14 protein-coding genes and 2 tRNA genes are annotated in these 15,090 nt (G+C 62.8%); 10 read left to right on the top strand and 6 right to left on the bottom strand.

Annotation, left to right across the window (positions count from 1 at the left end; translation table 11 throughout):
* Nucleotides 1–13: 13 nt before the first annotated feature.
* From clpP to T31B1_RS10245, 7 genes are all read left to right on the top strand, one after another.
* Nucleotides 14–664 (top strand): ATP-dependent Clp endopeptidase proteolytic subunit ClpP, encoded by a 651-nt coding sequence (clpP, locus tag T31B1_RS10275; protein WP_353249384.1) that lies wholly within the window; start codon nucleotides 14–16, stop codon nucleotides 662–664.
* Between the two features lie 254 nt (nucleotides 665–918).
* Nucleotides 919–2,196 carry an ATP-dependent Clp protease ATP-binding subunit ClpX gene (gene clpX / locus T31B1_RS10270; RefSeq protein ID WP_353249383.1) on the top strand — a complete coding sequence of 426 codons (1,278 nt, stop codon included), beginning with the start codon at nucleotides 919–921 and terminating at the stop codon, nucleotides 2,194–2,196.
* Nucleotides 2,197–2,338: 142 nt separating this feature from the next.
* Nucleotides 2,339–4,726, top strand: a complete 2,388-nt coding sequence (gene lon, locus T31B1_RS10265) for an endopeptidase La (RefSeq protein WP_353249382.1) — start codon at nucleotides 2,339–2,341, stop codon at nucleotides 4,724–4,726.
* Between the two features lie 221 nt (nucleotides 4,727–4,947).
* Nucleotides 4,948–5,220, top strand: a complete 273-nt coding sequence (gene hbs / locus T31B1_RS10260; RefSeq protein WP_353249381.1) for a non-specific DNA-binding protein Hbs — start codon at nucleotides 4,948–4,950, stop codon at nucleotides 5,218–5,220.
* A gap of 44 nt (nucleotides 5,221–5,264) precedes the next feature.
* Nucleotides 5,265–5,340: transfer RNA gene (locus T31B1_RS10255), tRNA-Val, on the top strand.
* A gap of 8 nt (nucleotides 5,341–5,348) precedes the next feature.
* Nucleotides 5,349–5,425: transfer RNA gene (locus tag T31B1_RS10250), tRNA-Asp, on the top strand.
* Nucleotides 5,426–5,650: 225 nt separating this feature from the next.
* Nucleotides 5,651–7,546 carry a SurA N-terminal domain-containing protein gene (locus tag T31B1_RS10245; protein WP_353249380.1) on the top strand — a complete coding sequence of 632 codons (1,896 nt, stop codon included), beginning with the start codon at nucleotides 5,651–5,653 and terminating at the stop codon, nucleotides 7,544–7,546.
* Between the two features lie 99 nt (nucleotides 7,547–7,645).
* Here T31B1_RS10245 and T31B1_RS10240 read toward each other — a convergent pair whose 3' ends face one another.
* Genes T31B1_RS10240 through T31B1_RS10225 form a run of 4 tightly spaced genes read right to left on the bottom strand, consistent with a single transcriptional unit; the run spans nucleotide 7,646 to nucleotide 11,042 of the window.
* Entirely contained in the window at nucleotides 7,646–8,434 is a 789-nt protein-coding gene (locus T31B1_RS10240; protein ID WP_353249379.1) for an enoyl-ACP reductase FabI, read from the bottom strand.
* A 50-nt stretch (nucleotides 8,435–8,484) separates the two neighbouring features.
* On the bottom strand, nucleotides 8,485–10,188 hold the full coding sequence (locus T31B1_RS10235) for a LysM peptidoglycan-binding domain-containing protein (protein WP_353249378.1): 1,704 nt from the start codon (nucleotides 10,186–10,188) through the stop codon (nucleotides 8,485–8,487).
* A complete protein-coding gene (gene gloB / locus T31B1_RS10230; RefSeq protein WP_353249377.1) occupies nucleotides 10,178–10,954 on the bottom strand; it encodes a hydroxyacylglutathione hydrolase in 777 nt (258 codons plus the stop codon). Before gloB ends, T31B1_RS10235 begins: the two co-directional genes overlap by 11 nt.
* A 31-nt stretch (nucleotides 10,955–10,985) precedes the next feature.
* Nucleotides 10,986–11,042 (bottom strand): hypothetical protein, encoded by a 57-nt coding sequence (locus T31B1_RS10225; RefSeq protein ID WP_353249614.1) that lies wholly within the window; start codon nucleotides 11,040–11,042, stop codon nucleotides 10,986–10,988.
* Between the two features lie 148 nt (nucleotides 11,043–11,190).
* On the opposite strand from T31B1_RS10225, the gene T31B1_RS10220 reads away from it, so the two are divergent.
* The 3 genes from T31B1_RS10220 to dnaQ all read left to right on the top strand — a co-directional run bounded on the left by T31B1_RS10220 (nucleotide 11,191) and on the right by dnaQ (nucleotide 13,080).
* Nucleotides 11,191–11,739 (top strand): class I SAM-dependent methyltransferase, encoded by a 549-nt coding sequence (locus T31B1_RS10220; protein WP_353249613.1) that lies wholly within the window; start codon nucleotides 11,191–11,193, stop codon nucleotides 11,737–11,739.
* A complete protein-coding gene (rnhA, locus tag T31B1_RS10215) occupies nucleotides 11,736–12,185 on the top strand; it encodes a ribonuclease HI (RefSeq protein WP_353249376.1) in 450 nt (149 codons plus the stop codon). The genes T31B1_RS10220 and rnhA overlap by 4 nt, the downstream gene beginning before the upstream one ends.
* Before the next feature lie 130 nt (nucleotides 12,186–12,315).
* Nucleotides 12,316–13,080, top strand: a complete 765-nt coding sequence (gene dnaQ, locus T31B1_RS10210; RefSeq protein ID WP_353249375.1) for a DNA polymerase III subunit epsilon — start codon at nucleotides 12,316–12,318, stop codon at nucleotides 13,078–13,080.
* On the opposite strand, the gene T31B1_RS10205 is transcribed toward dnaQ, so the two are convergent.
* Nucleotides 13,063–14,754, bottom strand: coding sequence for a Na(+)/H(+) antiporter subunit D (locus T31B1_RS10205; protein WP_353249374.1), 1,692 nt, complete (start codon nucleotides 14,752–14,754; stop codon nucleotides 13,063–13,065). The genes dnaQ and T31B1_RS10205 overlap by 18 nt on opposite strands.
* A 63-nt stretch (nucleotides 14,755–14,817) precedes the next feature.
* On the bottom strand, nucleotides 14,818–15,084 hold the full coding sequence (locus T31B1_RS10200; RefSeq protein ID WP_353249373.1) for a hypothetical protein: 267 nt from the start codon (nucleotides 15,082–15,084) through the stop codon (nucleotides 14,818–14,820).
* Nucleotides 15,085–15,090 lie beyond the last annotated feature (6 nt).

Below are 15,090 nucleotides of genomic sequence, written 5' to 3'. Positions count from 1 at the left end.
ACTTTCAAAGCTTATGGCAGAACGCAACGACAACATGCCGGCCCAGAATCTGGGTCTCATTCCGATGGTCATCGAGCAGACCGCCCGCGGCGAGCGCTCGTTCGATATCTATTCGCGGCTGCTCAAGGAGCGGATCATCTTCGCGGTGGGCCCGGTCGACGACCATATGGCCAATCTGATTGTCGCGCAGCTGCTCTTCCTGGAGTCGGACAATCCGGACAAGGATATCCAGCTGTACATCAATTCGCCGGGCGGCGTGATCACTGCCGGCATGTCGATTTACGACACGATGCAGTTCATCAAGCCCGATGTGGCCACCATGTGCCTCGGGCAGGCCGCCAGCATGGGCGCCGTGCTGCTTGCCGGCGGGGCTGCCGGCAAGCGCTATGCGCTGCCGAACTCGCGCGTGATGATCCATCAACCGCTGGGTGGCTTCCAGGGCCAGGCGACCGATATCGAGATCCATGCTCGCGAGATTCTGCATGCGCGCGAACGTCTCAACGAGGTGCTGGCCCACCACACCGGCCAGCCGCTCGAGAAGATTCAGCGCGACACGGAGCGCGATTTCTTCATGAGCGCGCCGTCGGCTGTCGAATACGGCGTCATCGACGACGTACTCGCATCGCGCGCAGCGTTGGCCGGCAAGAGCGGCGAAAAAGACTGATCGGGCCGGCGGCCGAGCGGGTGTGCGCATCACGTACGCCCGTTTTCGCCTCGGTCCCGTAATGGGCGGTTTGACTCTATACTCGAAGGGCTAGATCGAACGGTAGCCCGGTTCAACGCCGGCCCGTGAGATGCCGGATCGACGCCCGATATGCCCCCCGTGACATCGGGTTTTTGAAAAACCCGTGACAAGGGTTTGACCGATATGCCATACAGGACATATCGGCAGACCGCGACTCAAGAGGTCCCAAAACAATGGCGGAAGACTCCAACGGCAACGGTGGCGGCGGCGACAAGTCCGGCCGCACCCTGTACTGCTCGTTCTGTGGCAAGAGCGAACACGAAGTGCGCAAGCTCATCGCCGGTCCGTCGGTATTCATTTGCGACGAATGCGTCGATCTGTGCAACGACATCATGCGAGAGGAACTCGCGAGCAAGCCGGCCAAGAAAGGGCTGCCCAGCCCGCAGGAAATCAAACGCGTGCTGGACGACTATGTCATCGGACAGGAGTCGGCCAAGAAGATCCTCGCGGTAGCGGTTTATAACCACTACAAGCGTCTTAATGCAGAGACGGCCGAAGGCGAGGTCGAGCTGCAGAAATCCAACATTCTGATGATCGGCCCCACCGGTTGCGGCAAGACGCTGCTCGCCGAGACGCTGGCGCGTCTTCTGGACGTGCCCTTCGCCATCGCTGATGCGACCACGCTCACCGAGGCGGGTTATGTCGGCGAGGACGTCGAGAACATCATTCAGAAGCTGCTGCAGAAGTGCGACTACGATGTCGACAAGGCTCAGCGCGGCATTGTCTATATCGACGAGATCGACAAGATCTCGCGCAAATCGGAAAATCCCTCGATTACGCGGGACGTTTCCGGTGAAGGCGTACAGCAGGCGCTGCTCAAGCTCATCGAGGGCACGACGGCAAGCGTGCCGCCGCAGGGTGGGCGCAAGCACCCCCAGCAGGAATTCCTGCAGGTCGATACCGGCGGCATCCTGTTCATCGTCGGCGGGGCGTTTGCAGGTCTGGACAAGACCATCGCCAGCCGTTCGGGCCGCTCGGGGATCGGCTTCTCGGCCGAGGTCAAGGGCGCGAACGAACAGCGTGCCCTGGGCGAACTGCTGGCCAGTGTGGAACCCGAAGACCTGGTCAAATACGGCCTAATCCCCGAGTTCGTGGGTCGTCTACCCGTGGTCGCCACGCTCGAGGAGCTCGACGAAACGGCGTTGATCTCGATCCTGCGTGAGCCCAAGAACGCGCTCACCAAGCAGTATGCCAAGCTCTTCGAAATGGAGGACTGCGAACTCGAGATCCGTGAGGACGCGCTCAAGGCGATCGCGCATCGGGCGATGGAGCGCAAGACCGGCGCACGCGGGCTGCGCACGATACTCGAATCCATCCTGCTCGACGTCATGTACGAGCTGCCGGCCATGGAAAACGTTTCCAAGGTCGTGGTCGACGAAGCGGTGGTCAAGGGTGATGCCCAGCCGTATATCGTCTACGAAAACGCCGACGCTACGCGCGCCGGGGCATGAATGGATGAGGGCGGGGCGTGGGCAAGGCCCGCGCCGCGTCATGGGTATCCGGCGTGATTGAAAAGCGCGCCGACGCCCGCAAATTCATGTGAAATTCACAGTGGCCGGCGCAATGCCGGCCGCTTTTTACGCGAGGGTTTCAATGACTGACAGCGCTCTGGTACCAGTGTTGCCGCTGCGGGATGTCGTGGTCTTTCCCCACATGGCGATCCCGCTATTTGTCGGTCGCGAAAAATCCATCACTGCTCTTGAAGCGGCGATGGCCGAGGACAAGAAGATTCTTCTGGTCGCTCAGAAGGCGGCCGATATCGACGATCCCGGCGCCGACGATATCTACGAGGTTGGCACTCTGGCCTCCATATTGCAGCTGCTCAAGCTGCCCGACGGAACCGTGAAGGTACTGGTGGAGGGTGCGGATCGCGCTCGTTTGTCGGATCTTCACGAGGCCGATGGAAGCCTCGTGGCGCGCTATGACGTGGTCGACGATGGCGAGGAGGATAACGCCGAAACCGATGCCCTGATGCGCTCGGCGATCTCGACGTTCGAATCCTACGTCAAGCTCAACAAGAAGGTTCCGGCCGAATTGTTGCCGTCGCTGTCCAGCATGGACGCGGCCGGGCGCCTGGCCGACACCATCGCGGCGCATCTGAATCTCAAGCTCGACGAGCGTCAGGATGTTCTGGAGATCGCCAACGCGCAGGATCGGCTCGAGCACGTGGTCGCCAAGACGGACGCCGAGATCGAGGTGCTGCAGATCGAGAAGAAGATTCGCGGGCGCGTCAAGCAGCAGATGGAGAAGAGCCAGCGCGAGTACTATCTTAACGAGCAGATGAAGGCCATCCAGAAGGAGCTGGGCGATATCGAGGACGCGCCCAACGACCTGGAAGATCTCGAGAAGAAGATCGAGAAGGCCGGCATGCCCAAGGAGGTCAAGAAGAAGGCGACCACCGAGTTCAATAAGCTCAAGAGCATGTCGCCGATGTCGGCCGAGGCGACCGTGGTTCGAAATTATCTCGACTGGCTGGTCGATGTGCCGTGGAAGAAGCGGAGCAAGACCAAGATCGATCTCAAGACCGCCCAGGAGACGCTCGACAGCGATCACTACGGCCTGGAACGCGTCAAAGAGCGCATCATCGAGAATCTCGCGGTCCAGAGCCGCGTGAAGAAGATCAAGGGCCCTATTCTCTGTCTGGTCGGTCCGCCCGGCGTCGGCAAGACCTCGCTCGGCCGCTCGATCGCGCGTGCAACCAACCGAGAGTTCGTCCGCATGAGCCTCGGCGGCGTTCGAGACGAAGCCGAGATCCGTGGTCATCGGCGGACCTATATTGGTTCGCTGCCGGGCAAGATCATCCAGAACATGGCCAAGGTGGGTGTGCGTAATCCGCTGTTCTTGCTCGACGAAGTCGACAAGATGGCCAATGACTTTCGCGGCGATCCGGCATCGGCGCTACTCGAGGTGCTGGACCCGGAGCAGAACAACAGTTTCGGCGACCATTATCTGGAGGTCGACTACGATCTGTCTCAGGTCATGTTCGTCTGTACCGCGAACACACTCAACATTCCGGCGCCGCTGCTCGATCGAATGGAAGTGATCCGGCTTTCTGGCTATACCGAAGACGAAAAGGTCAATATCGCCGAGCGTTATCTGGTGCCCAAGGCCATGAAGGAAAATGGTCTGGAGACCGCAGAACTGTCGATCTCCGACAACGCACTAACGGATGTGATCCGTCGTTACACCCGCGAAGCGGGCGTACGTAACCTCGAGCGCGATATCAGCAAGATCTGCCGCAAGGTGGTCAAGGAGCTGATCAGTGAAGCCGATCGCGACACGGTACAGGTCTCCAAGCGCAATCTGGACAAGTATCTGGGCGTGCCGAAATTCCGTTACGGACGCGCCGAAGAGAACGACAGCGTCGGTCAGGTGACCGGACTGGCCTGGACCGAGGTCGGCGGCGAATTGCTGTCGATCGAGGCGGCCGTGGTCCCCGGCAAGGGTAAGCCGTTGAACACCGGTTCGCTCGGTGACGTCATGCAGGAGTCTATTCAAGCTGCGCTGACCGTCATTCGTTCGCGCGCGGCGACCCTCGGTATCGAGCGCGACTTCATGCAGAAATGGGATCTGCACGTCCACGTACCCGAAGGCGCTACGCCCAAGGACGGGCCCAGTGCGGGTGTGGGCATGTGCACATCGCTGGTGTCGGCGCTCACGCAGATTCCCGTACGAGCCGACGTGGCCATGACCGGCGAGATCACTCTGCGAGGCGATGTCCTACCCATAGGTGGGCTCAAGGAGAAGCTCTTGGCAGCGCATCGTGGCGGCATCAAGATCGTCGTCATACCGCATGAAAACACCAAGGATCTCGCGGAGATACCGGCGAACATCAAGAATCGTCTTGATATTCGTCCGGTGCGCAAGATCGATGAAGTGCTGGACATCGCGCTCACCCGCAAGCCTCAGCCGCTACCCGAAGACGCGGCCGGGGCCGATGGCGCCGGCAAGAATGATCCGGCGGGAATCCGGGCGCATTGATCGTCTCGGGTGCCGAATAGCCAATAGGGCGGTTAACCCTTTGTTGACGTTCGAAAGAGGCGCTTGGTATAAAAGCCGCTTATATTCGCGACCGGCCACTTGATTGGTGGGTCGCGAACGCGCAAGGTCGGCCATGCGCTCGTGCCGCGAGCGATGTGCCACCGTCCCGGTTCTGCCAGGACAAGAACGAACACTTGTTTCATCCCCAGGGGATTTTGACTATGAATAAAACCGAACTCGTCGATGCGGTTGCCGCTGATGCCGATCTGTCCAAGGCGGATGCGTCGCGTGCCGTGGACGCCATGATCGATTCCGTCACCGACGCTCTGAAGAAGGGCGACAAGGTCTCCCTGGTAGGCTTCGGTGTGTTCTCGGTGCGTGAGCGTGCCGCTCGTCAGGGCCGTAATCCCAAGACCGGTCAGTCGATTACCATCCCCGCCGGAAAAACTCCTGGATTTAAGGCTGGTAAAGCGTTGAAAGACGCTGTAAACTAGCGCGCCTTCGCTGGGTAAACGGCGAAACGCCGACACAGCAGAGAGGGTGCTTAGCTCAGTTGGTAGAGCGTCGCCCTTACAAGGCGAATGTCGGCGGTTCGAATCCGTCAGCACCCACCACAAGTTAAGGAGCGGTAGTTCAGCTGGTTAGAATGCCGGCCTGTCACGCCGGAGGTCGCGGGTTCGAGTCCCGTCCGCTCCGCCAAGTCTGCAAGGGTCGTTCTACGGCCCCCAGGCTTTCCAAAGGGCGCTCTTCGGAGCGCCCTTTTTTTTGCCTTGATTCAACGCCGCCCGGATGGGCCGGCACTCGCTGGGCAGGGCTGTCACGGCGCCCGCCATCGGGCACAATGGTCGTAATCGAGCACCGTTTTTTAGCACGGGGCCTCGCCTAGCCGGGGCCCGGGACAACGATCAGCGCGGGAGCGTATAGATGATGCTGCAGAAGATTCGCGACAACGCGAGCGGACCCTTGGCTTATGTCGTCGTCGCGGTGATCGCGTTGGTGTTCGGCGTATGGGGCATCGGTTCCTACTTCACCCCGTCGGCCGATCCGGTGGTCGCCAGCGTGGGCGGCACCGACATAACGCGTAACCAATTGCAGCGTGCCTACGATCAGCGCTATCAGCGCTTGAGGCAGCTCATGGGTGACAACTTCGACCCGAGTATCGTGCCGCCGGCCCAGCTTCGTCGGACGACGCTTGAGGGGCTGATCAACAACGCCGTCATGAATCAGTATGCGCAGCGTACGGGCTATCGCGTGCCCGACGGCGCGGTACTGGCCGCGCTGCGTAACGATCCGCAGTTTCAGGAGAACGGACAATTCTCCGCCGAGCGCTATCGTGGTTTGCTGGCCAGTGCCGGAATTGCGCCGGCACAGTACGAAGCCAGCGTGCGCGACGACCTGAAGAGCCGGCAGCTGCGCACCGAGATCGTGGGCAGCGCGTTCGCCTCGCCTGCAGAAGTGGATCAGGCCTATCGGCTGGCCAATCAGTCGCGCGAGATTCGTTATTTGAGCTTCGACCCGGCCCAATACCGCAACGCCGTTGAAGTCAGTGACAGTGAGATCCAGACCTATTACGACGAGCACAAGGACCAGTTCCAGCGCCCGGCCCGTGTGAAGCTGTCCTACGTCGTGCTCGACCGCAATACGGCTGGATCCGGCAAGGCGCCGGACGAGCAGGCGCTCAGAGCGCTCTACGAACAGAACAAGGACCAGCTCGGCGAGCCGGAAAAGCGCAGCGGCGCCGAGATCCGGATTCCGATCGAGGGCAACGGCTCGGCCGCACGAGAGGCGGTCCAGCAGCTGGCGTCCAAGGCAACCGGCGACACGGATTTCGAGAACCTCGCCTCATCGGTGGATGAGGCTCGCTTCCAGCCGCTCGACGCGGTTGCGCGCACCGACCTGCCGGCCAGCGTCGGCCAGGCGCTGTTCCAGCTCGATACCGGGCAGGTGTCGTCGCCCATACGCGCCGACGACGCCTGGTATTTGGTTCGGGTTGATAAGGTCACTCCGGCCCAGACGCCGGCATTCGACGATCCCGAGGTGCAGGCACAGCTGGATGCGATCGCCTCTGCGCAGGCCGGCAATCAGGCGTATCAGGAAAAATCCGACCGCCTTGAATCGTTGGCCTACGAGGCCCCCAATGACCTGGACACGCTTTCCGACGAACTCGGCCTGCAGATCCAGGGCAGCGACTGGATCATGGCAGATGGCGGCCCTGGTCTCGGGCAGTACGATGCGGTGCGCAAGGCGGCGTTCTCGGACGCGGTTCTCAAGGACAAGCTCAATAGCACGCCGATCCAGCTGGGTGCGGACCGGCAGGTCGTGCTGCGGGTGAGCGATCAGGAAAAGGCGGCCACGCGTCCGCTCGATGCGGTACGGGACCAAGTCCGCGAGCTACTCGTCGACCGCAAGGCCAGTGACCGCGCACGCGAGGCGGCCAAGGCCGCGCTCGAAACGCTCAAAAGTGGTACGAGCATGCAGGACGTGGCAGCAGCGGACGGTGCCCCCAAGCTGTCGAGCCCGGGCTTTGTTAAGCGCTCCGCCGGCAGCGATGTCGATCCGCGTATCCTCGAGGCGGCGTTCTCGCTCAACAAACCGGGCAAGGATCACCCGGTCTACGACATTACCGCGACCAGTCAGGGCACGGTAGCGCTTGTCGCCGTCGACGCTGTGCGTATCGACGAAAAGGGCAGCGATCAGGCCCCGCGCTCGCGGTTTGCCGAACAGCAGCGCAACTATATTGCCGAGCAGGAGTATGCCGCGTTAAGCGAATATCTTCGTTCGCAGGCCGATGTGGAGATCAACGAGTCCCGCGTGAACTGAGTCGGGGCGTCTAGGCGCTCGACAAGCGCGCACGAAAAAGCGGGCCAACGGCCCGCTTTTTCTGGGGTGCCCCCGCGACGGGGGCCGGTATTCCGGCGATCAGGCCTCGTCGGCCGGCGTGGCGCCCATGATGTGGTAGCCGGCATCGACATACAGGACTTCGCCGGTAATACCGGATGCCAGATCCGAGCCCAGGAACGCCGCCGCGTTGCCGACTTCCTCCTGGGTCACGTTGCGGCGTAGCGGGGCGCCACTTTTGGCGTGAGACAGCATGTCGCGAAAACCGCGGATACCGGCGGCCGCCAGCGTCTTGATCGGACCTGCGGAGATCGCATTGACCCGAATGCCGCGTGGCCCGAGGTCCGCGGCAATGAAGCGCATGCTCGATTCCAGACTCGCCTTGGCCGGGCCCATGATGTTGTAACCGGGCATGACCTTTTCTGCGCCCAGGTAGCTGAGCGTGATCAGCGACGCATTGTCGGCCAGAAGACCGCGCGAGGCCTTGGCGAGCGCGGCGAAACTGTAGGCGCTGATATCGTGGGATACGCTGGCCGCATTCCGTGACAGGCTATCGAGGTAGCCTCCGGCCAGTGCTTCGCGCGGCGCGAACCCGATAGCGTGAACCAGGATGTCGAGCTGCGCCCATTGCTGACCGAGCTGCTCGAACAGTTGGTCGATCTGCTCATCTTCGGCGACGTCCAAAGGCAGGATGATCGTGGCATCGAGCGTGGTCGCCATCTTCTCCACGCGATCCTTCAGTTTGTCACCCTGATAAGTCAGGGCGATTTCGGCACCCTGTGCGCGCATGGCCTGGGCGATGCCGTAAGCGATCGACCGCTCGCTGGCAAGGCCGGTGATGAGCGCTTTCTTGCCCTCGAGAAAACCCATGTGTGCTCCTGAGATATCTGGTGGTAAAGCCGCGCGAAAGCGCGCGCGGTCTAGCTGGATACGGCCGGCTGCAGGCGCAGGCGTTGTCCTGGACGAATAGTGCTGCCTGCCGACATATCGTTCAAGCTGCGGAGAGTAGCGACCTGCATGGAGAATCGATGCGCGATCGACCAGAGCGAGTCGCCGGATTCTACTTCATAGAAATCGGGCAGCGGGGCCGGTCCGTCGATGGCAAGCGATCGGCCAGGCTGCAGGGCACCGTCGCTGTCGAGCCGATTCCATCGCCGAAGATCGGCGATCGCCACGTCGTTGTCGTGGGCGATGGACCATAACGAATCGCCGCGTCGAACGACATAGCTGCTTGGCTCCGGCGGTGTGGCGGAGCCGGGGATGATCAGCGTCTGGCCGGGCCGAAGGCTCGCCGCCGATCGCTGGTTGCGTGCACGCAACGCAGCGACATCGATATTGTACCGGTTGGCGATGTCCCAGAGGGTATCGCCGGACTGAACCACATAGGTCTGGGTCGGCTCGGCCGACGGCGGGGCTTCCCCGGGCGTTCCCGATCGGGGAATCTGAAGGGTCTGGCCGACACGGATACGATCGCCCGCTATGTGGTTGGCTTGGCGCAGTGACGCCACACTGACGCCGTAGCGCCGCGCGATCCGGCTCAGCACGTCGCCACGGCGAACGGTATGCGTGCTGCGGGATACGAGCCGGCTCGGGTCCGCCGCGGCCAGTTGCCGACGAAACGCCGCCGCACGAGAGACCGGCACGAGCAGCGACATCTGTCCGTCGGGCGCGCTGGCCCATCGTCGCATGCCCGGATTGAGCCGACGCAGATCGTCTTCGGGCATGTCCAGCATGCGCGCGGCAACCGCCAGTTCCGTCTGCGCCGGCAGCTTGACCGTGCGTGTTCGAGGCTCATTCTCGAGCGTCGGCCAGTCCAGCCCGAACCGGGCCGGGGTCATCATGATGCGGCGTACCGCAAGCAACTTGGGTACGTACTCGGTGGTCTCCAGCGGCAGCTCGAGGTTCCAGTAGCTGTCGTCCAGGCCTTCGGCCCGCGCTCGTTCGAGCGCCGCATCGACACGACCGGGTCCAGCGTTATAAGCGGCCAGGGCAAGCAGCCAGTCGCCGTCGTAGCGGGCCCGCAGGCGAGTCAGATAATCCAGCGCCGCATGCGTCGAGGCGATGACATCGTTGCGGCCGTCGTACCACCAGTCGCGCGGCAGGCCCATGTGGTCGGCCGTGCCCGGCATGAATTGCCACAGACCGCTGGCTCCGACATAAGACCGTGCCGAGGCGTTGTACCCGCTTTCCACGATCGGCAGTAATGCGATCTCGGTGGGCATGTCGCGGTTTTCGACTTCCTGGACGACATGCCACAGAAACGGGCGTGCCCGTGCCAGCGACGCGTTCAGATGGTTCTGGTGAGTGGCGTAGAACTGGGTCCATTCACGCACCGCGCGTCGTTGCGTGTTGGGCGGCAGCTGGAAGCCGGTTCGCACTTCCGACCAGAGATCGCGTTCCGGATCGGGCCATTGGTGCGGCGTGTAATTGGTCACCACCGCCTCGTCGGCATCGTCATCGGCGCCGCGGGTCAGCGCCGGCGTGGCCTCGGTCGTGGGCGTGGCCGGTCCGTGGGTTTCGATCGGACCGGCCTCAGGCACGGGCTGGCGACTGGCACAGCCGGAGAGGATCAGGCCGAATGTAACGACGAGCGCAGCGCGGCTGCGCACGCCGTCAGGACGCATCTTTCCAATCACGCAGGGCGCCGAAGATTGCGGCCGGGCCGTCGAGGCTGTGACCCGCGTGTGCTTCAGCCGCTGCGGCTACCGCGGGGATGTCCCAGCGCAGGAAGGGGTTGATGCGTCGTTCTTCGTCGAGCGTGCCCGGCAGCGAGGGTCGGCCGTCGGCACGCAGCGCGTCGACCTCTTTGATCACCGATTTGATATCGGCGTTGTCGGGTTCGACGGCGGCGGCGAATGCGAGATTCTTCTGCGTGTACTCGTGACCACCGTAGACGCGTGTGGACGCTGGCAGGTTACGCAGCTTCGCGAGCGAATCCTGCATCTGGGCATGGGAGCCTTCGAACACACGGCCACAGCCGCCGCGGAACAGTGCATCGCCGGCGAGTAGCGCGCCGGGGGTCACCAGGGCGATATGTCCTGACGTGTGCCCGGGCACATCGATTACGTCGAAATCGGCGTCTAGAAAGTCGAGTCGGAAACGCTCGCCGCCGGCTACAGGGTGATCGATATGGCCGATTCTGTCGGCTTCCGTGCGCGGTCCGTACACCGGCGCTGGGTGCTCGGCGAGCAGGGTGGGCAGGCCCCCGACATGGTCGCCGTGGTGATGCGTGATCAGATAGGCACCGATACGACGGCCGCTCTCGGCAAGATATTGCTGGACGGGCTCGGCTTCGCCCGGATCGACCACGGCCACCTCACCGTGGTCGCCGTTTTCGATCACCCAGATATAATTGTCGGAGAGAGCCGGAAGCGCTTTGATGTCGAGCATTGCGAGATGTTGCCAACCACCTGAGACAAAATCAATTGTTTCGACTGTTGTCTGCCACATACACGGATTCGAGCGAATGGCTGGCCAGCCCGCGTGGACGGCTGTTCGTTCAATATGAACGACAGCTGCTGTGTTCGCTGCTCCCGTCGCTGACCGGCTACCGTTGTATTCAGGTCGGTAGCTGGGGAATCGACCGCGCAGCGCTGGATCGTGCGGGCACTCTGTGCCAGTGGCGAGTGGGTCTGGGCGCGGACCCGGACGCGGATATCGTCTTCGACGGGCGCCGGTTGCCGCTGGCCAGCGGCAGCGTCGATGCGGTGGTCATCACCCACGGGCTGGAGCAGGTCGCCGACCCGCATGCGTTGCTGCGCGATTGCGCGCGCGTGCTCAGCGAGCGCGGCCAGCTTGTGGCGCTGGTATTCAATCCGCTGTCGCTGTGGGCGCTTCGGCAGGGCCTACCCTCGCGCCGGTCAACGCGTTTTCAGCCGTGTTCGGCGCCCCCCAGTGCTGGCCGTCTGAGCGATTGGATGCGCCTGCTGGAATTCTGTCCGGAACAGCTTTGGCGCTACGGTCTGGGGTTTCCGGTGTTCGGCCGAGGCTTTCGTGTTGGGCGCGAACATCGCTGGATGCAGTCGATCGCCTGGTGTTCGCAAGCCTATCTGATGACCGCGCGCCGGCAGGTCTCGCCCAGAACGCCGGTCGCCGGCTCATTGCGCAAACGCCGTCGTCTGCCGGCCGCGGCCTTGGCACGCAGCAGCCACCGTGGCGTAACATGCCGCCGATGAAAGATGACGACAAAGCCCGCGTGGTGATCCATACCGACGGCGCGTGCCGCGGCAACCCAGGTCCGGGCGGCTGGGGCGCACTGCTGCAATACAACGGCAAGACGCGCGAACTCTGTGGCGGTGAGAACGGGACCACCAACAATCGTATGGAGTTGACCGCGGCCATCGAGGCGCTCAATGCCTTGCGGCGCGCGTGCGTGGTGGAACTGCATACCGATTCCAATTATGTCCGTCAGGGCATCACCCAGTGGCTTCATAACTGGAAGAAGAACGGTTGGAAGACCGCCGCCAAAAAACCGGTGAAGAACGCGGAACTCTGGCGCGCATTGGATGATGCGTGCCAGCGTCATGAAATCGACTGGCGCTGGGTCAAGGGACACAGTGGCGATCCCGGCAACGAAGCCGCCGATGCCCTGGCGAACCGCGGCATCGACGAAATGCGCTGAAGCGATAACGTACAGCCCCTCCGAGGCGCTTTGAGGGCGCCGGTGGCGGGGCCGCGCCCATCATGAACCAACGAACGACGGCCGGGTGCGGTCGCAGAGACGTTGATAGCAGCCAATACAAGGAGCGACCATGCGCCAGATCGTGCTCGATACCGAAACCACCGGGCTTGAGCCCGAACAGGGCCACCGGATCATCGAGGTCGGGTGCGTGGAGCTGGCCAATCGGCGGTTGACCGGCAACGATCTGCATCTGTACATCCATCCGGACCGGGAGATCGATCAAGGCGCGATCGAGGTGCATGGCATTACCCTGGAGTTTCTCGACGACAAGCCGCGATTCGCCGAGATCGCCGATACCCTGGCGGCCTATCTGGCCGATGCCGAACTGATCATCCATAACGCACCGTTCGATCTGGCGTTTCTCAATCACGAGTTTCGCCGCATCCAGCCGGATCGCCCGACGCTGGAAAGCGTTCAGCCGGTCATCGACACGCTTGTAGAGGCGCGGCAGCTATACCCGGGCCAGCGAAACAGCCTCGACGCGCTGTGCCGTCGTTTCGATATCGACAACTCGAACCGCGAGTTGCACGGTGCGTTGCTCGACGCCCAGCTGCTCGCCGACGTGTATCTGTCGATGACCGGTGGCCAGATCGATATCGGACTTGCCGCCGACGACGAGGATCAGGGCAACGCGCTGGCCACGGCCGGTCTGGCCGATCACCTGTCGAGTGCCGATCGGCGCCCTCGGGTCGTTCGTGCCAGCGACGAAGAGCAGGCAGCCCACATGCGCTATCTCGACCTGCTCGCCAAGGCCAGTGGTGACCGTTGTCTGTGGCAGACGCTCGAAGCCAGCGGTAGCGGCGACCAGCCTCGCGACTCAGTAATAGGCCAATAGGTACACCACCAGCAGGATCGCGACCCAGAGCACCATCCAGCCGGTGCCCCAGGTGCGCGACATGACGCCAGTGCCGTCGTAGCGCAGGCGCAAGCGGGCCATGCCGAGCGCGGTCAGCTGGCCGAAACCTCCGCCCAGCTTGCCGATCACCGCACGATACAGGCGCTCGGCCACCCGGCCGACGCGGGGTAGTACCCAGCGATATGTCCAGTCCGAATCCAGGTGCACGGCGCGCTTGGGGCGTGGATAAAGTCCAGCGCGCCAGGCCAGCCAGAACGCCAGGGCAGAGAATGCCAGCAGCTGCATCTGGGTGACGATATGGCTGAAGGTATACGGCTGGTAGTCCACCGGATAAGGCAATATCGAGTACAGCAGCGTCGGAAAGAAGCCCAGAAGCAGGCAGGCCGCGGCGGTCAGCCCCATTGCGATCTGCATGTTGCGCGGGGGTTCTTTGCAGCGGATCTGGTCGTTCGGTGCGAAGAACGCGAAGTAGGGAATCTTGATACCCACATACAGCAGGGCGCCCGCCGATGCGGCGGTCAGTACGATCCAGGTCCAGGGCCAGTGTTCGTGGGCTACGGCAGACAGGATCAGCGACTTGCTCACGAAGCCGGCCATGAACGGGAACGCGCTGATCGACGCCGCGCCAATTACGCAGAATGCGGTCGTCCACGGCATCTGACGTGCCAGTCCGCCCAGTTCCGTCGCGCGCACGTGGCCGGTCTGACGCAGCACCGCACCGATGGCCATGAACAGCAGGGCCTTGTAGAGGATATGGGTGACCGCGTGCGCTGCCGCGCCGTTGATGGCCAGCTGGGTGCCGATGCCCACGCCCACCACCATGAAGCCGAGCTGCACGTTCAGGCTGTACGACAACACGCGCCGCAGGTCGTTTTCCAGCATCGCATAGAGGATGGGGAACAGCGTCATGGTGGCGCCGATCGGAATCAGCAGCTCGGTGCCCGCATACCCGCGAGCCAGCGCATAGATCGCCATCTTGGTCGTGAACGCCGACAGCACCACCGTGCCCGTGGCACTGGCGGCCGGATAGGCATCCTGCAGCCAGTTATGCAGCAGCGGAAACGCGGCCTTGACCCCGAACGCGAAGAAGATCAGCCAGCCGCCGGGCGAATCCAGGCCGATATGGTTGAACGCAACATCGCCGGTCGCCTCGATATGAATCGCCGCGCCGGCCATGAGCAACAGACCTGAGCCAACCTGCACCAGCAGATAACGGCGCGCGACGATCATCGCATCACGCAGGCCGCGGATTACCAGCAACAGCGCCGAGGCGATGGCCGTGACCTCCCAGAACAGGAACAGGGTGATTAGATCGCCGGCCAGCACCGCGCCGATGGCCGACCCGGCATACAACAGGGCTGCAGCCGGCTCGAGGCGGCTGCGTGTATGCACCATATACAGCCCGGAAATGAAGGCTGCGATATGGAAGATCACGCCGAAGGTGAAGGCCAGTCCATCCATGCGCAGGGGCACGAGGCTGTAGTCCAGCAGTGCCATATGGGTCTGGGTATCCATCGGGATGTTCCAGAGCCAGACCAGCCCGGCCACCGGCGCGCCCAGCAATACGACCATACGCGCACGGTAGGGCAGCACCGGCAGCACGCAGCCGGCGAGCATCAGCAGCACCGCGGGGTTGTTCAACCAGGCCGGCATGTCAGCGCTCCGACCGGGCGGCCGGGACGATGCGTATCGGGCCGGAATGTCGGTGGCAGTCGGTCATTTGTCTTCGTGCTCGCTGTAATAATCCTCGGGTCGGATCAGCAGGCGTCGCATGACCTGGCAGATCAGTACCAGCAGACAGCCGGTCACGAAAGCCAACAGGGCATGAAAGGCCGGCAGTTCGGCAAACGAGAATTCGGCGTGCGGATGCATGAACAGGCTGGGCACCAAGGTGATCGCACACCCGACATAAAGCATGCGCGCCCAGAACAGACGCCGCGGGCTGGGACGACGGTACTGGCGCGGATTGCGTTCGATGAGCATGACCTG

The sequence above is a fragment of the Salinisphaera sp. T31B1 genome (genome assembly GCF_040361275.1).
GTDB lineage: Bacteria > Pseudomonadota > Gammaproteobacteria > Nevskiales > Salinisphaeraceae > Salinisphaera.
Note: the sequence above shows the minus strand (reverse complement) of the source record. Positions and strands in the feature narration are given on the sequence as shown.

Bases quoted from the DNA above. Each gene is read 5' to 3' on its own strand.
- clpP (WP_353249384.1), top strand. From the start codon at position 14: ATGGCAGAACGCAACGACAACATGCCGGCCCAGAATCTGGGTCTCATT.
- clpX (WP_353249383.1), top strand. From the start codon at position 919: ATGGCGGAAGACTCCAACGGCAACGGTGGCGGCGGCGACAAGTCCGGC.
- lon (WP_353249382.1), top strand. From the start codon at position 2,339: ATGACTGACAGCGCTCTGGTACCAGTGTTGCCGCTGCGGGATGTCGTG.
- hbs (WP_353249381.1), top strand. From the start codon at position 4,948: ATGAATAAAACCGAACTCGTCGATGCGGTTGCCGCTGATGCCGATCTG.
- T31B1_RS10245 (WP_353249380.1), top strand. From the start codon at position 5,651: ATGATGCTGCAGAAGATTCGCGACAACGCGAGCGGACCCTTGGCTTAT.
- T31B1_RS10240 (WP_353249379.1), bottom strand. From the start codon at position 8,434: ATGGGTTTTCTCGAGGGCAAGAAAGCGCTCATCACCGGCCTTGCCAGC.
- T31B1_RS10235 (WP_353249378.1), bottom strand. From the start codon at position 10,188: ATGCGTCCTGACGGCGTGCGCAGCCGCGCTGCGCTCGTCGTTACATTC.
- gloB (WP_353249377.1), bottom strand. From the start codon at position 10,954: ATGCTCGACATCAAAGCGCTTCCGGCTCTCTCCGACAATTATATCTGG.
- rnhA (WP_353249376.1), top strand. From the start codon at position 11,736: ATGAAAGATGACGACAAAGCCCGCGTGGTGATCCATACCGACGGCGCG.
- dnaQ (WP_353249375.1), top strand. From the start codon at position 12,316: ATGCGCCAGATCGTGCTCGATACCGAAACCACCGGGCTTGAGCCCGAA.
- T31B1_RS10205 (WP_353249374.1), bottom strand. From the start codon at position 14,754: ATGCCGGCCTGGTTGAACAACCCCGCGGTGCTGCTGATGCTCGCCGGC.
- T31B1_RS10200 (WP_353249373.1), bottom strand. From the start codon at position 15,084: ATGCTCATCGAACGCAATCCGCGCCAGTACCGTCGTCCCAGCCCGCGG.